This window comes from Rothia sp. HMSC071F11, from assembly GCF_001809115.1.
GTDB classification, from domain to species: Bacteria; Actinomycetota; Actinomycetes; order Actinomycetales; family Micrococcaceae; genus Rothia; species Rothia dentocariosa.
Map to the genome: position 1 here is coordinate 64,753 of NZ_KV795756.1, position 20,372 is coordinate 85,124.

Below are 20,372 nucleotides of genomic sequence, written 5' to 3' on the forward strand. Positions count from 1 at the left end.
AAACTTAAAGCCATGACGGCTACACTCATCCTGGGGGCGCCCGGTACGGGCAAGACTGAGCGCGTGATTACGGCGGCGGTAGATTTTCTGAACGCCGGGGGCGATCCCGCGCGGCTTTTGGTGCTGACCCCTACCCGCGCGGGTGCTACTCGTGTGCGTGATGAGCTGGCGCGGCGTATCGACCGCAGTATGTCTACCGCACCCACTCGCGCGTGGGCGGCGTATGCCTTTGATCTGCTGCGCCGCGCGCATGTGTCGGGACTTTTGCCCGGGGTGGAGTTCGCCCCAAAGCTGCTTTCCGGGCCCGAGCAGGATGTAATGATTGGCGAAATCCTGGCGGGGCACCGCGAAGGCAAAGGCGCGGCGGTGCGCTGGCCCGCCGATTTGCATGAGGCTCTAGGTACTCGTGGTTTCCGCCAGGAGATTCGTGACTTTTTTGACCGTATTGCCGAATATGCGCTGACCGCTGAAGATCTTGAAAACCTGGCGCAAACTCTGGACCGCCCGGCCTGGCATTCGGTGGCGCAGCTCTATACCGAGTACCAGCAGATTCGCCGTCTGCGTGCCCCAAACGCTTACGACCCCGCCGCGTTAATCCATGAAGCGTGCGCCTTCCTGCTGGCAAACCCCGAATATTTGCGGGAGGAACGCGCGCGCTTCGACCTGATCCTGATTGACGATGCGCAGGAACTTAGCCCCTCCGTGTATCGGCTGATGCGCATCCTAGTAGGGCGTGAGCCGGGGCAGGTTCTTGCCACATACACGGGCGATCAGCGCGAGGCAGTGGAGGCTGCATTTGCGCCGTCCGCGCGGGTACTGATGACCTGCTGCACCGAAACCGTGGTGCAGGGGTTCCGTGGTGCGCGCCCCGACCTAGCGGCGACCCTACCCCAGATTTTCCCGGAGCTGCAGCGAGAAGAACTGAAGACTTCGTACTGCATGAATGCGCCCATCACCCAGGCCTGGCGGAATATCGCGCGTCGGCTCCCCGTGATTGCGAATGTACCTACGCCGCGCGAACCGCAGGCCGCACCGAGTAAATATGAGGAATCTGCGCTCCTACGCCTCAGCGATGATGGTGACCTGCTTGACCCGCGGCACTCTGATGAACTTCCCGAGGGAGTTTTCGGCTACCTTCTGGGTTCTCCTCAGGACGAGGCGAACCAGGTAGCACAACTCCTTCTTGAGGACTATCTGTACCGGGGAGCGGCGTATGCGCGTTCGGCGATTATCGTGCGAAGCGGCACCGAAGTTTCGCGGTTCCGGCGTGTCTTGGCGGCATCCGGCATCCCCACCGTGACGGGTGCAGCGCTGGTTCCGGTGCGTGATGAACCTGCTGTACGTCCTTTCCTGGATGCGCTTTCTCTGCTGGTTTATGCCCGTCAGCAAAGCGCCGACTATCTGAAACTGCCGGATCATAACGATTTCGACGGGAGCCTCACGGAGAATATAACCTCCGAAGCTGTTACGGAGGCGGGCACACATTCTGCCGATGATGAGGCCGAAAAGCTTGCACGGCAAAGCCTAGTCGATGTTCTCGCCGAAGAAAACCGCACAAACCCCGGCAGCGGCGCCCACAACGCGATTACCCTGCTGACTTCGCGGCTTGGGGGCGCATCCAGCATGGAAGTGCGCCGTCTACGTCAGCAGCTTCGCGCCGCAGAACTGCGCGCGGGCGGGCACCGCTGTAGCGACGACCTTCTGCTGGGTGCCCTCTTGAACCCGCAGGCACTACCGGCGCAAGGCATTGGTGCGGCGGTACGCCGCGTGGCACGTGTACTTGCCGCCGGGCATAAGGCCCTCACCGAACGCGGCGCCAACGCTGAGACCGTACTCTGGGCGCTGTGGCAGGCAAGCGGACTCGAAAAAATTTGGGTGACCGAAAGCGCGCAGACCGGGCCGGAAGCCGAGCGGGCGCATCGAAATCTTGACGCCATGATAGGGCTTTTTGAGGCGGCTACTCGTTTCGTCGACCAGATGCCCGGTTCCTCCGCTGAGCTATTCCTCGACTATATCGATGCCCAAGACCTTCCCATGGATACCCTCGCAGCGCGTGGCAAACGCTACGATGCGGTTGAGATCCTCACCCCGGCACTCGCGGCGGGCAGACACTGGCAGACTGTCTACGTTTGCGGGCTGCAGGATGGAACCTGGCCGAATACGACGGTGCGCGGCTCGCTCCTCAAAGCTGGTGAGCTGACCGACATCTGCGATATGGGTGTTGCCGCAGCTCAGCAGGTGCGCATGAGCGACCGCGTGCGGGCGGTGCGGCACGACGAATTACGCATGTTCTCCACGGCAATATCGCGGGCGAACGAAAGGCTCGTTGTTACCGCCGTGAGCTCAACGGAAGACGCACCCAGCGAATTTTTCGATATTCTCGTGCCGGATGCGCGCACCGCCGACATCACCCACGTGCGCCGCCCCATGACCTTGCGCGCCCTTGTCGCGGAACTAAGGCGGTATGCGCAGGCTCAAGATACAGACCCCACCTTGGCAGATGCTGCGGCAGCACAGCTTAACAGGCTGGCGCAGGCCGGGGTACCGGGGGCAGCCCCGGAACAGTGGTGGGGACTTTTGCCTCTCTCGACCGAGCAGAATGCGTTTACACCGCATCCACACCGCGACGGCTTGTCGACTGACTCTGGTGACCCCGAAAAACTCACAGTTCCGGTATCGCCCTCGCGTATCGAGACGATTCATAAGTCGCCCCTAGACTGGTTCGTATCGGCGGCTCGTGCCGAGGCGCAGACCGACACCTCGCGCTCGCTGGGAACGCTCATTCACGCGATCGCAGAAGAGTACCCGGACGCCGATTATATGACCCTGCGCGGTCAGCTTGAAGAACGCCTGAGTACGCTTGCGCTGCCTGATACTTGGGAGGGGCAGCAGATACGTGAACGTGCAGAGAAAATGGTGGATAAACTCGCGGTGTATATCAATGAGATTATGCCGGGTGATCACCGCGAACTCGTGGGCGTGGAGGGGTCCTTCCGGGTTTTGGTTCCCGGCGATGCCGTGAACGCCCAGATTTCTGGGCGAGTCGATAGGCTGGAGAAAACCGAGGACGGCCGATACGTCATCGTTGATTTGAAGACGGGCAAGACCAAACCCAATAAAAACCAGATCGCCGAACATGCCCAGCTTGCCGCCTATCAGGTAGCGGTAGAGGCGGGCGCCGGGGATGCCATGAGCCGTGATTTCGGCGTTGAGCCTGACGGTCTTGATATTCCTGCCGGGCTTGAGCACCGCGAGGCGGCACCCCAGCGTTTCGAGGTTTTCACACGCAAATCTGGGGGAGCCGCGCTCGTGCAGCTGGGTGACGGCACAGCAGCGTCTTCCCGGAATCGTCCCCAAGAGCAGGATGCGCTCGACCCGGAAACCGGTATCTGGGCGGTTCAGCTGGTTCAGCGTGCGGCGGAGCTGATCGCCGGTGCTGTTATGCAGACGCGGCATCGGCCCGGGGAAACCTGCCGCCTGCCCGAAATTTGCCCTCTATGCCCGCAGGGACGCCAGATCACTCAGGATTAGCCCGGCAACGGGGCTTTTGCTTGCCGGACACCGAGCGACAACCCCGGCAGAAACGACAGGCTCTCACAGGACACTAGTGGTTCCTGGAGGTGACGTGCGGCCTCTGTTCTGAACTGCGTCGGTGGTAAACTGCATCCTGTGGCTGTCTCACATCTGATACAGCTGACACTATCACCCCGTCAGGAATGGATACGTACCGTATGACTACCTCTGAACCGGATCAGCCGCCCAAACATGACGGCGACCGTGGCGCATCCGGAGTCTCCGGGGGAACAGCACACCAACCTGCTCGACTTAGCGCCTGCGAGATCGCGCACGCGCTGGGGCTGAATCCGCCCACCGACGAACAGGTTCGCATTATTGAGTCGCCGCTTGAACCGCGTCTGGTGATCGCTGGCGCGGGCTCGGGAAAGACCGCGACGATGGTCGATCGTGTGGTGTGGCTTGTGGCCAATAAAATCGTGCGCGCCGATGAAGTTCTGGGCGTTACCTTTACCCGCAAGGCCGCAGGAGAGCTGCGCGATCGCATGCGCACTCGCCTAAATATTCTGCGCGAACGGAATCTGATTGATCTGAGCGAAGAAGAACTTCTTGCAGGCTCTTCCGAGCCCACCGTCTCTACGTACCACTCATACGCGAATAATCTCGTCAAAGAATACGGTCTGCGCCTGGGTGTTGAGCAGGATGCACAAATGCTTGGCGATGCTCAAGCCTGGCAGCTCGCCGCGCAGATCGTGCAGTACTGGGACGGCGACCTACCCGCCGCCAGCTCAGCCTCGGGAGTCGCCTCAAAAAGTACGATCGTGCAGAGCCTTTTGCAGCTGTCGGGGGAGTGCGCCGAACATCTGGTAAGCCCGCAGCAGGTTATCGAATTTTGTTCCGCACACCTGGCGGCGTACGAATCACTCAGTTCGCCCGGTCCCAGTGCCAACGCAAAAAAGGTCATAGAGAGGCTGAAAACCAAAGTTATTTTGGCGCAGCTTGTGCAGCGGTATGCGCGAGTGAAAGCGCGTATGCAGGTGCTCGATTACGGCGACTTGATCGCGTTGGCGGCGCGGATCGCCCGTGAGGTGCCAGCCGCCGCACAGCTGGAGCGGGAACGCTATAAGGTTGTGCTTCTTGACGAATTTCAGGATACATCGCACGCTCAGCTACGGCTCTTCGCTGATTTATATGGCGCTCGCGACGGGCATGATGGGCGTCCCGGTCAGCCTGAGCATCCGGTCATGGCGGTGGGGGACCCGAAACAGTCTATTTATGGGTTCCGCGGTGCCTCCGACGGTCAGTTGTTTAGTTTTTATCAATACTTCCCAACACGCGATGAAACGCCTCTTTATTTGACAGTTGCGTGGCGTAATGACGTCGCTATTTTGGATGCCGCAAACCTGATCGCCGCTAAACTCAAGAATATTCCCGATTGGGTGCGTGCCCCTGCTCCGCCTCACGTGCCCGATCTGCGGCCTCGCTCGGTGATCCTCAATCCCGATGAATCAGGTTACCGCGCTATGCTCGGTTCAGTGCAGTTGGCACGCTACGGGTCTGAGACCGAGGAAGCACAGGGCATTGCCGAACGTATCGTGCAAGAACGCGCCCGCTACGCCGATACTCCGGAACAGATGCCCACGATGGCGGTGCTCACCCGTACCCGGGCGCAGATGGAACCCATTCGCCAGGCTTGCGAGAGCCTGGGTGTTCCCGTGCAGGTGGTTGGTTTGGGCGGGCTTCTGGAACGCCCCGAAATTATTGATATGGTCTCGATGCTGCGGGTCTTAGCAGACCCGAACCGTTCGGACGCCCTGATGCGTCTGCTCGCTGGCGCACGTTGGCGGTTGGGCACAGCGGATCTGCTTGCGCTGGGGGATTGGTCGAATTACCTGACGACCACGCGCGAGAAAAATATGGGACGAACCTTTGGCGAGCAGTCCTCTGAGGAGACGAGCGGAGATGTACCTTCGAGTCCTCAAACTGATACCGATGCCAATCTGCGTGCCGTCCACGAAGAATTTGAGCGGGCCCGTAAAAACGCTGTGGAAGACCTCGCCGAATACGGTTCGCTTATTGAAGCGATCGAGCATCTTCCCACAGCGGATGAGGCCGGTAACCCCATTTACCCTGCGGATTACCCCGAATCCCGGCGCCGTCTGAGCGTTGAAGGTTTGCGCCGTCTTCACGCTTTCACCGCCGAGGTTGAGTATCTGCGCCAGTTCACCACCGAGGATATTGGCACCCTGCTCTATGAGATTGAGCGTGTGATGCTCCTGGATATCGAGCTTGCCGCCCGCCCCGGCGGGGACGCCTACGGATCGCGCGCGCATCTGGATGCTTTTCATGAGGTCGCCGCAAGTTACGCTGCGAGTTCACCGCGCATCAACGCGATGCTCTATGCTGGCGCAGACGGAACCGAGGTTGATGAGGACGCCCCCACCGCCCGGCGGTTTGTGCTCTCTGCCAACGGTATTAGCTATCTGCTGGGTTTTCTCTCCTGGCTGGAACAGGCCCAAAACCACGAGCGGGGGCTAACCCCCGCCGAAGAAGAACCCCGGCGAGATGCGGTGCAAATCCTTACGATGCACGCGTCGAAAGGTCTGGAATGGGATCACGTGTATCTGCCGCGCATGTGCGATAAATACCCCACTCGCCCACACACCTGGCACCGCCTGGAACCTGGAAGCCTGCCCTGGCCTCTACGAGGTGACCGCGACTATCTGCCGTCCGCTTTGGAACGGGCTGAAGAGGTGAGCGCCCTAGAGAACTATAAAGAGCTCAATGCGCGTCTTGAAGACGGCGAAGATATGGCGAATGACTATGTGGGCTTTGAGGGACGGAGGCTGGTTTATGTGGCGATGACCCGCGCCCGCTCGCTGCTGCACATCAGTAATTGCCGATGGGTGGGCCCGAACGTAAACCCCTATCAGCCCGAGCCCTATTGGAACGAGCTGGTGCAATTCGCGCAGGGCGATGCTGAGGAACCTTACGAAGGTATTCAGGTGGCACCCTGGCTTTACCCGAGCTATCTGGGCACCGGTTTTTACACCTCTGGGTGGGCGATTGAGCATCGTGACGCCAGTATTGAGGTACTTTTTGGGCGCTGCTTGTGGCTTGAGAATTACAGTATTCCCCAGGGTATCCGTCTGGAAAATGATACGTCTGTACCGGTTATTCCCGCTCCTGATGACCCCGAAGATACGGCGGCTTCTCAGTGCTATACAAGCGAGGTCTATGAGCAGATCGCGCGTGCGCTTGTGCATGACGGTGGAAACCCGATCACAAATGCCGAGGTACTGAATCTGCCTGAGGTGCACCGGGTGAAGCAGGCGCTGATGGGCGGCGTGCAGGAGCCCGGCCTGCCCGATCCGCAGGAGTCCAAAGGGGCATACGATGAAAATCTGGAACAGCTCAAAAAGCGTTACGGGCTGGATGTGGTCGAGAATTTCCACTACGCCCGCGAACCTTTAGCGCAGCTTGCGGAAGGGAAACGTGGCCCTGAGCAGCCGGGGGTTCGACCGCAGATTGTGCACCGTTTCTTGGAACCGGCGGCGTGGGTGAAAGATAACCCGCAGCAGGGCTCCGTGCTGACCGCCGACTGGCCTTTTGACCCCTTTGACGGCGCTCAGGTGATCCGCTGGGCATCCGAGAAAGACCTCGCCGAACGCACCGAGAATCGTGACATTATTGCGGTACCCGGTCAGCGGCGTGCACGGGTGGAGCGTGCCGCTCTTAACGTGGCACGCGGGTCGTTAAGCCTTGACGATCTCGATAAACTTGCCAACCCTACCGAAGCGGAAGCTCAGCAGATTCAGGATTGGGAGCATGAGGTCGATCTGCTTCTTGCCTTGGCACAGCGCGCCGTTACCCCAGCGGTTCCTGCGAAACCCGAGCATATGTCGGCATCCACCCTCATTGCTTTGTCGGAGGATAAAGAGACGGTTCTGAGTCGCCTGGTGCGTCCGGTACCGATGCAGCCATCTGCGGCGGCGCGGCAGGGTACACTTTTCCACGCCTGGGTTGAGGAGTACTTCGGGGACGAACCTATGCTCGATATACAGGACGAACTTTATAGCGATGATGATCTTGACGGCAGTTTCGACCTTGATAAACTGCGCGCGACATTCCTTGAGAGTGAATGGGCTTCCCGTACCATATGGCGCGCCGAATATCCGGTAGAAACTCACGTGGCGGGCGTGAACATCCGCGGGCGTATTGATGCGGTCTTCCGCCGCACCGAACAGATCACTAACGCCGACGGCACCCTCCAGGAGCAGGAACACTGGGATCTCGTGGACTGGAAAACCGGGCGTAAACCCTCCGCACACGCGATGCGGCATAAGCGCATCCAGTTGGCGCTGTACCGGCTCGCCTTCGCCAAAATACAGGGGATAGACCCTGAACGTGTGCACGCGGCGTTCTACTATGTTGGCTCTGACCAGACCGTGTGGGACACCGATATTGCCGGTGGTCTGCAGAACGAACAGCAGCTTGAACGCATTATCTCCCGTGCCGGATGGGGCGAAGAACTTCCGGGGCGGCCGCGGTAGCCTGGCCCATGCATCATGGTAGAGGCAGATAGCGCAACCGGAATATATTCTTAGTCGCAACAAACAGAATAAAGGCTGAGACGCTACCCAACAGGGTGGCCGTCTCAGCCTTTCAATCTATCGTTTTCTACTCTAGTCTTCGTCGTCAATAACCTGTGGAATATCTTCTTCCTCTTCTTGCCCGAGTAACCCACCGGTCGCGCGCAGACCATCCTGCACATCCAAAAGCATGGCGACGGCATGCTGCACAATATCGTCATCGCCGATCTCAGCACCGTGCGCCAACCACTGAGCAATCGCAAATTCCGCATAGAAATGCGCCCGCTGAATCAAATGCTCATCCGGTTCGGGGCGCATCTGCCGCTGGTAAGCATCTAATACACTGTCAGTAAAGCCCTGATCGGAACAAGAGAACAGCCACGCAAAATCTTGGGCAGGATCTCCCACCTGAACATCAGACCAACCGGTCACCTCAACAATCTTCGAGCCATCAAGCACCAGGTTATCGGAGTTCATGTCACCATGGATCACGTGAGCCTGGAACTGCCATGTGGAACCGGGGGAGAGCACTGAACGCCAATGTGCTAACAGATCCGCAGGAATCTTGCCGGTTTGCGCCACACGCTCAAGCTCAACACTGCGGCGGCGGCGAATCTCCTCAGAATTATACGAGGGCAGACCCGCCTCAAACACCAGATCGTGCGGCATCGTGTGCAGAGTCGCCAAAATTTTACCGAGAGAAACGGCCAGGTTCTCTTGACCATCTGCCATATGCCCGTTCTGCGCCGCAAGATCATCAACCTCATAAGAGGTACCGGGAATATGCGTGTAAATGAAAACGCTGCCGTCCTGATAAGGCACAGTACCCACCACAGTCGGCACCTGGAAAGGCAGGCGAGCACGCAGACCGGGGGTAAAAGACTGAAGAATAAGGTGCTCCGCCTCAAGCCGCATGCTGGCATCGGGGCGACGAGGAGCACGTACACGCCAGCGACGATTGGTCGAATCCACAATAATAGCTGAGTCAAAATCGGCGGTGTCGTCAAGAACGGCGGATGCGCCCACAGGGTAAATTCCCGGCACACCCGCTGACACAATGGCGGCAAGCTGAAGAGGCGTTAAAGTCACCCTCTTAGGGTATCAAATGAGTCCTCATGAGGTTCGGCACGTTCGCCCCTCGCACACATTTTCGCGTGCGATCCCTTGAAAACTCGGGCCACGCAGCAATAAACACGGAATACTGGAACTCCTACCTTGGGCATGCTTATACTAACCGCCGCAGACAGACCCCACCTAAGGTAAAGGTACAATAGTAACCAGCGTGTGAACACCCGCAGAGCACCAGGAGAGGGGCGTTATGCCAGCACAGGGCGCCGGAGCATCCAAACAGCAAGCTCTCTTCGGCATACCCGCCCAAAAATCATCCCCGACTCGCTCCCAAACTCCACAGGCACCGGCACGACCCGTACCCCCACCAGCAGCCCCCCAACAAAATCACGCTACGCCCCAGCTTTCCCCCGAAGACATCCTCGCGGGTCTCGACGAAGACCAACGCCGGGTCGCCTCCGAACTCAACGGCGCGATGCGCGTACTCGCAGGCGCCGGAACCGGCAAAACCCGCGCTATCACCCACCGCATCGCCTACGGAATCGCCTGCGGAAAATACGTTCCCCAACGCGTTATGGCTCTCACCTTCACCACCCGCGCGGCAGAAGAAATGCGCCTTCGACTGCGATCCCTCGGTGCCGTAGGAGTCCAAACCCGAACCTTTCACTCCGCAGCGCTGCGCCAACTCAGGTATTTTTGGCCCAGCGCTATCGGCGGTTCATTCCCCGATATCGTCAAACATAAAGCCGGTTTAATCACCGAAGCTGCCCAGCGCCTGCGCATGAGCGTCGACCGGGCACTTGTACGCGACATTGCGGCAGAAATCGAGTGGGCAAAAGTCAGCCTGTTCACCCCCGACACCCTCACGCCGCACCTGCACCAGCGCAACCTGCCCTCCGGAATAACCCCGCAGAACATGGTGCGGCTCTTCCGCGCCTACGAAGATCTCAAAGACGAAAGGAACCTCATCGACTTTGAGGATGTTCTGCTCCTGACCGTCGGCATCATCGAAGATGACGATGCACTCGCTGCCACCATCCGCGAACAATACCGACATTTCGTGGTAGACGAATATCAGGATGTCTCGCCCCTCCAACAGCGCCTTCTCGACGCCTGGCTGGGGGAGCGCGACGATTTATGCGTCGTGGGCGATGCCTCGCAGACCATATACTCGTTTACCGGTGCCACCAGTCGGCACCTCCTGGAATTTCCGCGACGGTACCGGGGCGCACACACGGTACGGCTCACCCGAGACTACCGCTCGCACAGCCAAGTGGTCGAACTGGCAAACCGACTCCTAGCGGCACGGCGACCGCGCCCGGACTCCACCGAATTCTCCTGGGCACCCCCGCTCAAACTCATTTCCCAGCGCGGACCGGGAGTTGAAAGCCAATGGTTCGGATATACGGATGACGAACGTGAAGCCGAAGGCATTGCCGAACAAATCCAGGATCTCCTCGAAAAAGATGGCGTTCCGGCATCAGAAATCGCGGTACTTTTCCGCACTAACGGGCAGTCCAGGCTTCTGGAGGCGGCGCTCTCCGATCGCGGTATTCCGTATCAGTTACGCGGAGCTGAGCAATTCTTCGATCGTCCCGAGGTCAAGCAAGCGATGCTTGCCCTGCGAGCGTCGGCAAAATCAACGGACGGTTCCGAGAACGTTCCCCGTTATGTGCGTGAAGTGCTGGAACCTTTGGGATACACCGAAAAAGCGCCCCAGTCCGCTGGAGCTGTACGCCAAAAATGGGAGTCTCTTGCCGCGATCGTCTCAATGGTTGATCATCTGGAAGCTACCCGCATCGAAGACATCACTCAAGCGGAGGCCGCAGGGGCTCCGGTTCCGCATCGACTTACCGTACACGATATCGTTGCAACGCTTGCGCACCGTCTTGCCACCCAGGATGCTCCCGTTATGGAAGGCGTCACGCTAGCCTCTTTGCACTCTGCAAAGGGGCTGGAATGGGATGCAGTCTTCCTCTGCGGTTTAAACGAGGGACTTATGCCCATTACCTTCGCTCAAACCTCCGACGAGATCGATGAAGAACGCCGCCTGCTTTATGTGGGGATTACACGTGCCCGCAAATACCTGTGGTTCACATGGTCGGATTCACGGACCGCCGGTGGGCGGGGAAAACGCCGTCGTTCCCGCTTCCTGGATGATATTGACCCGTCCCGTCAATCCGCCCGACATGGCTAAATACTTCTGCGCATTCGCGGAGAATTACGATCATAAGACACCGTACCTAACGCTCATGATAGGGCAACATATGATGGCACGACAGAAAGTCCGACAGCACCACGAAGTTATTCCGGCGACCGTATCCGCCCCGGAAATCCTGGTGGTGCGTTCGTCTCGCCGCCGCAGAACCGTCAGTGCCCAGCCACAGGAAGATGGAAGTATTCGCCTGTTGGTTCCCGGGGCGAGTACGGATGCGCAAATTCGCGAATATCTGGAAAGCCTGATTCCCCGCGTGCAACGGAAACAGCGGGAGACTTCTCGGCGGCGCCGCATTTTTGCGTCTGATGATTACTTAACGGAGCGTGCTCGTGCTCTGGCTGCAAGGCATCTGTCCGAGCTCGTGCCCGAGAAATTTCCCAATTCTATCCGTTGGGTCTCGAATCAGCGTAAACGGTGGGGATCCGCCACACCGACTCAGGGCACCATCCGTATTTCCGATGATCTTCAGGGAGCCCCCGAATACGTGGTTGACTCCGTGGTCTACCACGAACTTTGTCACTTCGTGGAACTTCACCATAACGCTCGTTTTCGCACTCTAGAAGCTCGGTTCCCCGACCTTGATAAGGCACGGGCATTCCTGGCGGGTATGGAATTTATACGCGCGCAAGCCATCAACTAAGAACCGCGATGATTTACAACAAATGTGGTCCCGAAGGCAGAAAACCTTCGGGACCACAGGGCATGTTATCGGCTGGTATCACGCATGAGATGCGGTGGCATCCCTCAATCGCCCACGGCGTCTAATGCATGATTACGAAGCGTGGCGTGTTATGTATTAGGTTCGTCGCCGGTGGAAGATTCACCGCCGTCGGACTCGCCTTCATCAAAACCACCGTCCAGAAGTTTCTGCAGCTCGGTGTCAAAGTCAATATCCTCAACCTTGAACTCATCCTGGCGTGCTTCATAAGCATCGGGGTCTTCAAGTTCAGCGGCGGTCGGCAGAGTCTCCGGCGCTGCCCACAGTTCATCGCGGGCCTCATATCCGTGCTTCTCCTCATAGGTGCGCCAGAAATTCTGTGCCTCACGCACCAGGCGAGGGCGAATCTCCAAGCCGACCAGAGTCTCGAACACGCGCTCGGTCGGACCGCCTTCGATACGACGCCGCACCAGTGTTTCCGCCAGCTGCGGGGCTGTGGGCAGGTTTTGGGTTGCCTGCTCAGCTACCAGCGATACCCAGCCCTCTACTAGGGCAAGAAGAGCTTCCAGACGCTCAACTGCAAGTTCTTGGTCTTCGGTGCGCTGCGGGTTGAACAAGCCGCCGTCAAATGCATCCTGTACGGCCTCGGGGTTGCTCAAATCTACCTGGGATGCGGCATCCTGAATACGATTCATATCCACACGGATACCGCGAGCATAACGGCTTACCAGCTCCAAAATATCTTCACGTAGCCACGGATTTGTGCGGTGCAGACGAATCAGCGCTGCCTCACGCACCGCCAGGTACAGCAGAATTTCCTGCGCGGGCACCTCAATATCCTCAGCAAGCTGAGTGTAACCGGCGGGCAAAAGCGCACTGCGCCCTGGCGCGAGGGGGAATCCAATATCGGTAGAAGAATATACCTCACCGGCAAGCTCGGTCAGCGCCTGCGCCATCTGAGCCCCAAAAATCATGGAACCAATATTGTTCAAGAATCCGGTGCCGCCCAAAAGTTGAGCCAGCTCTTCGGGAACATCTTCGGTGGAGGGGAGCACCATCGCCTGAGTTACCTCAGCCGCTACGGGCTGTACCATATCACGCCAAGATTCGAAGGAAGAATCGAGCCATTCAGCCTTGGACCAGGCCTCAACAGAAATATTGTGACGCTCAAAAATGGTGACGCTGTCTAACCACAGATCGGCGAGGTTAGAGGCATCGCGCGTTGCCGCCCTCAAAGACTCGGTGATGGCAGGATCTTCCCCGGTGGTCGCTAAGAGCTGACGAGCCTGGTCTTTCACACCCTGCCAGTTAATCCCGTTTTCACTAGCCCCAGCAGTAAACATTGACTGTACCTGCGCAAAAATACCCTGGAGCATAGAGGGGTCAAAAGACATACCCATAGCGTTCATATCTTCAGGGTTTATATTTCCGTTCAGAAAAGCAAACGGGTTATCCGCTGTGCCGTTGCCGTTCTGCTCGGCGTTAGGATCAAAACCCTGTTCCTGCATCTTTTTCAGGAACTCCTCAAGGGGATCGCGGTCATTTGAATTATCGTTGGTGGGGTTCTCAGCCATGTCACATACCTTTCAGTATTGAGGGCGGGCACAGTCTGCCCCTACCCGTCTAGTAAAGGGTACCTGGTAAACCTGTGAGTTTGCCGTGATTTCGCGGTATTCGCTCTAGGCACAGCCCATCTTATGACCTTGGCGGCGTACAATGCTGACGCCGCGGTGTACCCCGTCTCATCATGTGGTGTTCCCAACAAAAATATCGGGTACTCTAAGAAGCATGGCTAAGCGTGCATTTTTCTTGAGAAAATCCCATCAGCAGAGCGATGAATCTCTTCCACTATTAGAACGACGTCCCCTGAATCTGCGCTTTCTAACTGCTTCCGCAACCTGTTTGCTGATGCTCGGTGCTTTTGTGCTGCCCAGCTCATATAGCAAAGAAGGGCCCGGACCTCTCTTCGATATTCTCGGGCAGTACCAGGATCAAGATATTATCCAGATCAACGGCACGCAAACCTATCCCACCACTGGGAAGTTGAATATGACCACAGTATCTGTCTCCGGCGGACCCTACACCATTCTCCCCGGAGCGGATGCGTTCTACAGTTGGCTGGCTGCGGACGGCAACCGTTACCTTGTGGTTCCCTCCGAAATTACTTATCCGCACGTTACCCACCAGCAAGCTAACCAGGTCAGCAGCGCACAAATGGCGGATTCTCAAACCCAGGCGAAAGTTGCTGCGGCGCGTTACCTTAAACTGTCGGTGACCGAGAAGATCAGCGTTCTCCAAACCGCCTCCGGCTCACCCGCTGAGGGGCAGGTGCAGGGTGGGGACCGCATCCTCAAAGTGGGGGATAAACAGATCAATACTCTCAAAGATGTCACCGAAACTGTGCAAGCTTCAGAAGGACGACCCGTCACCTTCGAAATTAGCCGGAATGGCGAGAACAAGAATATTACTCTCACACCGCGGCGTGACGATAAATCGGGGCGCTGGCTTGTCGGAATTGTGCTCAAACAGGACTTTGATCTTCCCTTTGAGGCAACCTACAACCTCGACGGTGTTGGCGGTCCCAGTGCGGGTCTCATGCTCACCCTAGGTACCATCGATAAGCTCACCGAGCAAAGCCTGCTTGCCCCCGAAGACGCAGGAAACGAAGAATCAGCCCGAAGCTATGTAGCCGGTACCGGCACCATAGATGCCAGCGGTAAAGTCGGTGCCATCGGCGGCATTAAATATAAGATTATCGCTTCCGGACGCCACGGTGCCCACTACTTTTTGGCACCGCGCGAAAACTGTGACGATCTTCAAGAAATCCGCAGAACCGACCCCAATGTTTTCAAATACTATCGTGGGGAAACACCAGCAGGTGATATGCAGGTAATCCCGGTCGATAACGTTGATGAGGCCGTGGATGCCCTCACCAAGATTAAGAACGGAGCCGCCCCCGATCAGTTCCCCACCTGCGGGTAAAAGGTTTTCGGCAATCTAGGCGTGCACATCAGGTTATAGGCAAACATACGGTATTTCTCCGCGTGTTTGCCTACGCTCCTGTCTGTGTCAGAGTGCCACATTTGAGATAATGTTTATTAACTATGTTCCAGCCACCAACGAAGTGAGGAATCCGTGACGGCATCTGATAACGAACATCAACCTCCTCAGCCTCCCCGTCGCGCGGGAGCAGACCAGAAAAAGAAAAAGCGGCGCTATCCGGGTCCTTTGGGTATTACCATCGCGGTGGTCATAGTCTTGATTATGGCGTTTGTATATGCCACACAGGTGTATACGGATTGGCTATGGTTCAATCAGCTTGGTTTTGGCAGTGTCTTCACCACCGAAATCTTGCTTCAGAGCTCTATCTTTGTGGTAACCGCACTCGTTGTAGCGGTGCCGTTCTGGGCTTCGATGTCTTATGCCATCAAACATGCTGACCACGATGATTCTCAGGCGAAGAAAGACGCCAAAAACGCGGATAAATCCGAGGAGCAGGCGCATCACGAGACCTCTAAATCCGGTCCGCATGAGCGCCATACGACCGAGCATGAGCATACGGAAGCCGAAGACCTTCTGCGTGACATGTTTGGCGGGCGTGATTTCACCGATAGTATGGCGCGGTACCGCCGGGGTATGGAGCGCATCCGCAAGATTCTCTTGGTGATTCTTCCAATTGCTTTAGGGTTCTTTATTGGGAGTGCCGGAATTAGCCAGTGGCAAACCGTGGCGCTTTTCTTGAACCGTCAGGACTTCGGCGTTCAAGACCCCGAATTTGGGTTGGATGTTGGATTCTTCGTTTTCACTCTTCCGTTCCTGAACCTAGTGGTTAATCTTTTGACCGCTGTTATCGTGCTCTGCGCTATTGGCGGTGCTATTATGCACTACTTCTACGGTGGTATTAAGGTTCGCCCAGGCGGTGTAGGAACTTCCGCCGCGTTCCGCCGTCATGCTGCGGTTTTGGCATGCGCCTTCCTTCTGGTGCGCGGTGCTGCGTTCTGGCTGGAACGGTACACCGCAGTTCAGCAGCAGTCGGGGCGCTGGGCCGGTGCTATGTACACCGATACGAACGCTATTATTCCCGTACGTTCTATTTTGGCGATTTCCGCAGTTCTGGTGGCTGTGTTGTTCTTGGCTACGGCTTCCGCGCATCGTTGGCGTTTGCCTCTAGTGGGAACCGCGATGCTGGTGGTTGTAGCTCTCGTCGCTGGCGGGCTGTACCCCTGGATCGTACAGCGTTTCCAAGTTGTGCCGAATGAACAGGCTGCACAGTCGCAGTTTATCCAACGCAATATCGACGCCACACGGTACGCCTACGGTCTCGATAAGGTAGAGACTACTCCCTATGACGCCACGATCGATACTCGTCAAGGCGCTTTGGGGAACTCTAGTGAGACTATTGCGAACATCCGTCTTTTGGACCCGAACGTGGTAAGCTCAGCATTCGCGCAGATGCAGCAGTTCCGTCCATACTATCGGTTCGACTCGAATCTCTCGGTGGACCGTTATTCCGTAGACAATAAGACTCAGGACACGGTGATTGCCGCCCGTGAGCTGAATCCTTCCCAGACTTCGGATGATTCCTGGTATAACCGCCACGTGGTGTACACTCACGGGTACGGCGTGATTGCAGCTTACGGTAACCAGGTTGACGGTGCGGGTAACCCCAAGTTCATGCAGTCCGGTATCAAGGCGAATGGCGTTATTTCTGAAAACTATGAGCCTCGTATTTACTTCGGTATGAGCTCTCCGCAGTATTCCATTGTGGGCGGCAGCGGTGATCAGCTGGAACTCGACCGTCCGCAGTCCGCCGATGAAACGAATTCTTCGGATGCAAAATACACATTCAACGGCAACGGCGGTCCCCGGTTGGATTCCACGCTGAACCGTCTCTCTTATGCGATTAAGTTCCAGTCATCCGATATTTTGCTTTCGGATGCGGTTCGTGATGGTTCGCAGATCCTGTACGAACGTAACCCGGTAGATCGCGTTCAGAAGGCTGCGCCGTATTTGAAGGTGGATTCCAAAGCGTACCCCGCTATTATCAATAACCGGGTGCAGTGGATTGTGGATGCTTATACGACCACAAACCAGTTCCCATATGCGCAGGGTGTAAGCCAGGAGAATAATCAGAATCCGCGCACGAATTCGATGAACTACATTCGCAACTCGGTGAAAGCCACCGTGGATGCCTACGACGGTTCGGTCACCCTTTATGCATGGGATGAAAATGATCCTATTTTGAAGGCATGGCAGGGCGTATTCCCCGGAACCGTGAAGAGCTATAAAGAGATGAGCGCCGAGCTTCTTAACCATGTGCGCTACCCCTCGGATATGTTTACTATTCAGCGCTCGATGCTGAATAAGTATCATGTGACGAACTCGAACAGCCTCTACGCGGGCGATGACGTCTGGTCGATTCCAAACGACCCTACGAATGATAGCGGTCGCCAGATTCCGCCTTATTACCTCTCGCTCCAGATGCCTGGGGATAGGAAGGCTCATTTCTCGCTGACGTCGACCTTTATTCCTCAGCAGAGTGATTCAAACTCGCGTAACGTGATGTACGGATTCCTCGCTGCAAATGGTGACGCCGGTACCGGCAAGGACGGCGAACGCAGCGCGGATTACGGTAAGCTGCGACTGCTCGAACTGCCGCGTTCATCGGTGGTTCCGGGACCTGGCCAGGCGCAGAATATCTTCAACTCTGATGCTGAGGTCTCGAACCAGCTGAACCTCCTGCGGCGCGGGTCCTCCGAGGTCATTAACGGCAATATGCTTACTCTGCCGGTGGCGGGCGGCATCCTGTATGTTCAGCCGGTCTACGTGCAGTCTAGCGGCGACGCACGGTATCCGCGTTTGCAGCGAGTGCTAGTCAGCTTCGGTGACAAGGTCGGGTTTGCCCCCACACTGGAGGAAGCCCTCAACCAGGTCTTCAACGGTTCTTCCGGTGCCAAGATAGATGCTCAGTCGGGACCGTCAGGAGCCGGCACTGAAGGCAATGGGGAGAAGACCTCTGGATCTTCGTCCAGCTCTTCTGGAGCCTCTGGCTCAGACCAGTCCGCTAGCCTGAAACAGCATCTGGCGGATGCATCCAAGGCTATGCAGGATTCGGATGCCGCTCTCAAGAAGGGCGATTGGGCAGCATATGGTGAGGCCCAGAAGCGTCTGAACGATTCTTTGCAGAAGGCTATTGAAGCCGAAAATAAACAACAGCAGGATCAGAAACAGGGCGGCGATCAGCAGGGAAGTGAGCAGCAGCCGAGCGGTTCATCCTCAGCATCGCAGAGTCCTTCTGGGGAAGCTACCTCTAAATAAGATGTAGTAGTGCTTGCGGTCTGACGGTCATAGCGGGGTGCCATCACATTCGGGTGGCGCCCCGTTTCGTCATCTTAAATTATTGATTCGGGCTGTCTATGAGAGCAATAAGGGGCGTTCAGACATCCAGTTTTGGGTTTTTCTGTGGTGTTTATCTCAGCAGATAGCTTCAAGTTGAGATGTTGCAGAGCGGTATGTATAGTTGTATGAGTCGCCGCGGGGTGGAGCAGTTCGGTAGCTCGCCGGGCTCATAACCCGGAGGTCGCAGGTTCAAATCCTGCCCCCGCAACGGAATACTCCCGAAGTCATAATTATGATTTCGGGAGTTTTTATTTTTGTATTGCTGATTCAATGTGCTGTGCCTAGTTATATCTGTAGCTGCCAGGAAAATCCGCGAACCAAACGCTGATTTCTGAGCCTTCACAACCAAAGTAAATCATGGGGTATTGCGAGATACTCATATAAGTTCATAGCCTCGCATAGGCTCCAGCGGACTATAAATTAAAGCGCGTGAGTAACCCTTCTACATGCTCAACCTTACGAGGATCAAAGATTAATGACTGATCGGTATTTAACGTTTTAACTGAAGCCATGTCTTCGACGGTCAACGCAAAATCGAAGATGTCAAAGTTTTGCTCCATACGTTCCCGTCGCACACTTTTCGGAATAGCAACAACCCCTTCCTGCATCTGCCACCGTAGAATTATTTGGGCAGGAGACTTACCGTATTTTTCTCCAATTTCTAAAAGTATCGGGTTACTGAAAATATCGTTCGCGCCTTCGGCAAAGGGAGCCCATGCTTCCGGCTGGATACCTTTCCCCTTCATATAGGAGATTTCATCAACACGCTGGTGGAACGGGTTAATCTCAATCTGATTAACGGCCGGGGTGACCTCGCTGAAGTGTGAAATATCGGCTATACGCACCGAATCAAAATTGCTCACACCAATTGCACGCGCGTGACCTGCCTGATAGAGCTCTTCTAATGCCCGCCATGCGCCGAAATAGTTATTCAAAGGTAGATGGATAAGATACAGGTCGAGATAATCTACTCCTAGCCTCCGGCGCGACTCCTCAAACCCTCGCTTGGCGCCCTCATAAGAGTAATCTGGCACCCACAGCTTAGAGGTTACGAAGATATCCTCACGATCAAGACCACTTGCCTCGATAGCTGCCCCGACAGCTTGCTCATTTTGGTAACCAGCAGCCGTATCAATCAGACGATACCCTACCTCCAATGCCTCGGACACAACGCGCTCGCATTCGGTGAGATCATCAATGTATAAAACGCCGAGCCCAAGCTGAGGCATCTTCACGCCATTATTGAGAGTTACGTACTGCATGTATCCTCCTCAGGTAGTTGAAATATGGATGGCATCACAGCTGGTTAATCCTTACCGTTACAAACCTCCTGCTAGCAAGTTGCGACAGCTGTGAAGCGCTATCTGTAGTGTCACTCTAAGCCTTCGAGTAGACTCTAAAGCAATACCTCCACAGAATGAGATAGCTTACATTTCCGAAACCGGATACAGCGCTGAGATAAAAGGCATACTTGTCCATATCTAAGTTTGGGGTTAGTGCAAAGCCTTTCTACCCTATTTCCATTTCATGTAGTCGCGGGCTTACCTGGTATTTCGTCGCTTTAGAACGCCCTGTAGCAACAGGGGGGGGCTGCATGAACCCTAGAACTTTTCTTTATACAAGAACAGAACGTAGGCGGATGCTGTTTAAAGGTAAAGCTGATACTCTGCTTTCTTTAATCGCATAAGGTAAACATGCCGAGGTTATTTATTAATAAATGGTTATATATGTCGCGGGTGAATCGCTAAATATTTTGAATCATCGTAGAGTAGCTACTAAGCGATAAATTCTCGCCACTCTCACTCAGGGCTTACTCTGGGGTTCCGCCGCTGGAAACCTGAAATACATAAGCCAGTAGGAGTGTGTACGGGCGAATCGTGTTTCCGTATTTTATTCACCCAGCCACTTTTTGAGGATGTGTTCA

Annotated in this window: 9 protein-coding genes and 1 tRNA gene; 7 read left to right on the forward strand and 3 right to left on the reverse strand. The window is 56.2% G+C overall.

Annotated features, from left to right (window positions below; all coding sequences use genetic code 11):
- The first annotated feature begins 12 nt into the window (after positions 1–12).
- Positions 13–3,531, forward strand: coding sequence for an ATP-dependent helicase (locus tag HMPREF2554_RS04815; RefSeq protein ID WP_070554244.1), 3,519 nt, complete (start codon positions 13–15; stop codon positions 3,529–3,531).
- A 200-nt stretch (positions 3,532–3,731) separates the two neighbouring features.
- A complete protein-coding gene (locus HMPREF2554_RS04820) occupies positions 3,732–8,066 on the forward strand; it encodes an ATP-dependent DNA helicase (protein WP_246826007.1) in 4,335 nt (1,444 codons plus the stop codon).
- 132 nt (positions 8,067–8,198) lie between these two features.
- Here HMPREF2554_RS04820 and HMPREF2554_RS04825 read toward each other — a convergent pair whose 3' ends face one another.
- Positions 8,199–9,194: a macrolide 2'-phosphotransferase gene (locus tag HMPREF2554_RS04825; RefSeq protein WP_070554248.1), complete on the reverse strand. Its 996-nt coding sequence runs from the start codon at positions 9,192–9,194 to the stop codon at positions 8,199–8,201.
- A 229-nt stretch (positions 9,195–9,423) separates the two neighbouring features.
- Here HMPREF2554_RS04825 and HMPREF2554_RS04830 point away from each other — a divergent pair, with 229 nt between their 5' ends.
- Positions 9,424–11,370, forward strand: a complete 1,947-nt coding sequence (locus tag HMPREF2554_RS04830) for an ATP-dependent helicase (RefSeq protein WP_070554250.1) — start codon at positions 9,424–9,426, stop codon at positions 11,368–11,370.
- Positions 11,371–11,440: 70 nt separating this feature from the next.
- The gene (locus HMPREF2554_RS04835) at positions 11,441–12,031 is read left to right on the forward strand and encodes a M48 metallopeptidase family protein (RefSeq protein ID WP_070524484.1); all 591 of its coding nucleotides are present in this window, start codon (positions 11,441–11,443) and stop codon (positions 12,029–12,031) included.
- 149 nt (positions 12,032–12,180) lie between these two features.
- Here the strand turns inward: HMPREF2554_RS04835 and HMPREF2554_RS04840 are convergent, their stop codons facing one another.
- Positions 12,181–13,623: a zinc-dependent metalloprotease gene (locus HMPREF2554_RS04840; RefSeq protein WP_070554252.1), complete on the reverse strand. Its 1,443-nt coding sequence runs from the start codon at positions 13,621–13,623 to the stop codon at positions 12,181–12,183.
- Between the two features lie 214 nt (positions 13,624–13,837).
- Here HMPREF2554_RS04840 and HMPREF2554_RS04845 point away from each other — a divergent pair, with 214 nt between their 5' ends.
- The 3 genes from HMPREF2554_RS04845 (at position 13,838) to HMPREF2554_RS04855 (ending at position 18,656) form a co-directional block, all read left to right on the forward strand.
- The gene (locus HMPREF2554_RS04845; RefSeq protein WP_070554254.1) at positions 13,838–15,031 is read left to right on the forward strand and encodes a YlbL family protein; all 1,194 of its coding nucleotides are present in this window, start codon (positions 13,838–13,840) and stop codon (positions 15,029–15,031) included.
- A 153-nt stretch (positions 15,032–15,184) separates the two neighbouring features.
- The gene (locus HMPREF2554_RS04850) at positions 15,185–18,367 is read left to right on the forward strand and encodes a UPF0182 family membrane protein (protein WP_013397441.1); all 3,183 of its coding nucleotides are present in this window, start codon (positions 15,185–15,187) and stop codon (positions 18,365–18,367) included.
- 215 nt (positions 18,368–18,582) lie between these two features.
- Positions 18,583–18,656 (forward strand) — tRNA-Met (locus tag HMPREF2554_RS04855).
- A 205-nt stretch (positions 18,657–18,861) separates the two neighbouring features.
- Here HMPREF2554_RS04855 and HMPREF2554_RS04860 read toward each other — a convergent pair.
- Positions 18,862–19,710: an aldo/keto reductase gene (locus HMPREF2554_RS04860; protein ID WP_004005070.1), complete on the reverse strand. Its 849-nt coding sequence runs from the start codon at positions 19,708–19,710 to the stop codon at positions 18,862–18,864.
- Between the last annotated feature and the right edge of the window lie 662 nt (positions 19,711–20,372).

What these genes read in the sequence shown, in the direction of transcription:
- HMPREF2554_RS04840 (WP_070554252.1), bottom strand. Translation starts at nt 13,623, where the DNA reads ATGGCTGAGAACCCCACCAACGATAATTCAAATGACCGCGATCCCCTT.
- HMPREF2554_RS04845 (WP_070554254.1), top strand. Translation starts at nt 13,838, where the DNA reads ATGGCTAAGCGTGCATTTTTCTTGAGAAAATCCCATCAGCAGAGCGAT.
- HMPREF2554_RS04830 (WP_070554250.1), top strand. Translation starts at nt 9,424, where the DNA reads ATGCCAGCACAGGGCGCCGGAGCATCCAAACAGCAAGCTCTCTTCGGC.
- HMPREF2554_RS04820 (WP_246826007.1), top strand. Translation starts at nt 3,732, where the DNA reads ATGACTACCTCTGAACCGGATCAGCCGCCCAAACATGACGGCGACCGT.
- HMPREF2554_RS04815 (WP_070554244.1), top strand. Translation starts at nt 13, where the DNA reads ATGACGGCTACACTCATCCTGGGGGCGCCCGGTACGGGCAAGACTGAG.
- HMPREF2554_RS04860 (WP_004005070.1), bottom strand. Translation starts at nt 19,710, where the DNA reads ATGCAGTACGTAACTCTCAATAATGGCGTGAAGATGCCTCAGCTTGGG.
- HMPREF2554_RS04835 (WP_070524484.1), top strand. Translation starts at nt 11,441, where the DNA reads ATGATGGCACGACAGAAAGTCCGACAGCACCACGAAGTTATTCCGGCG.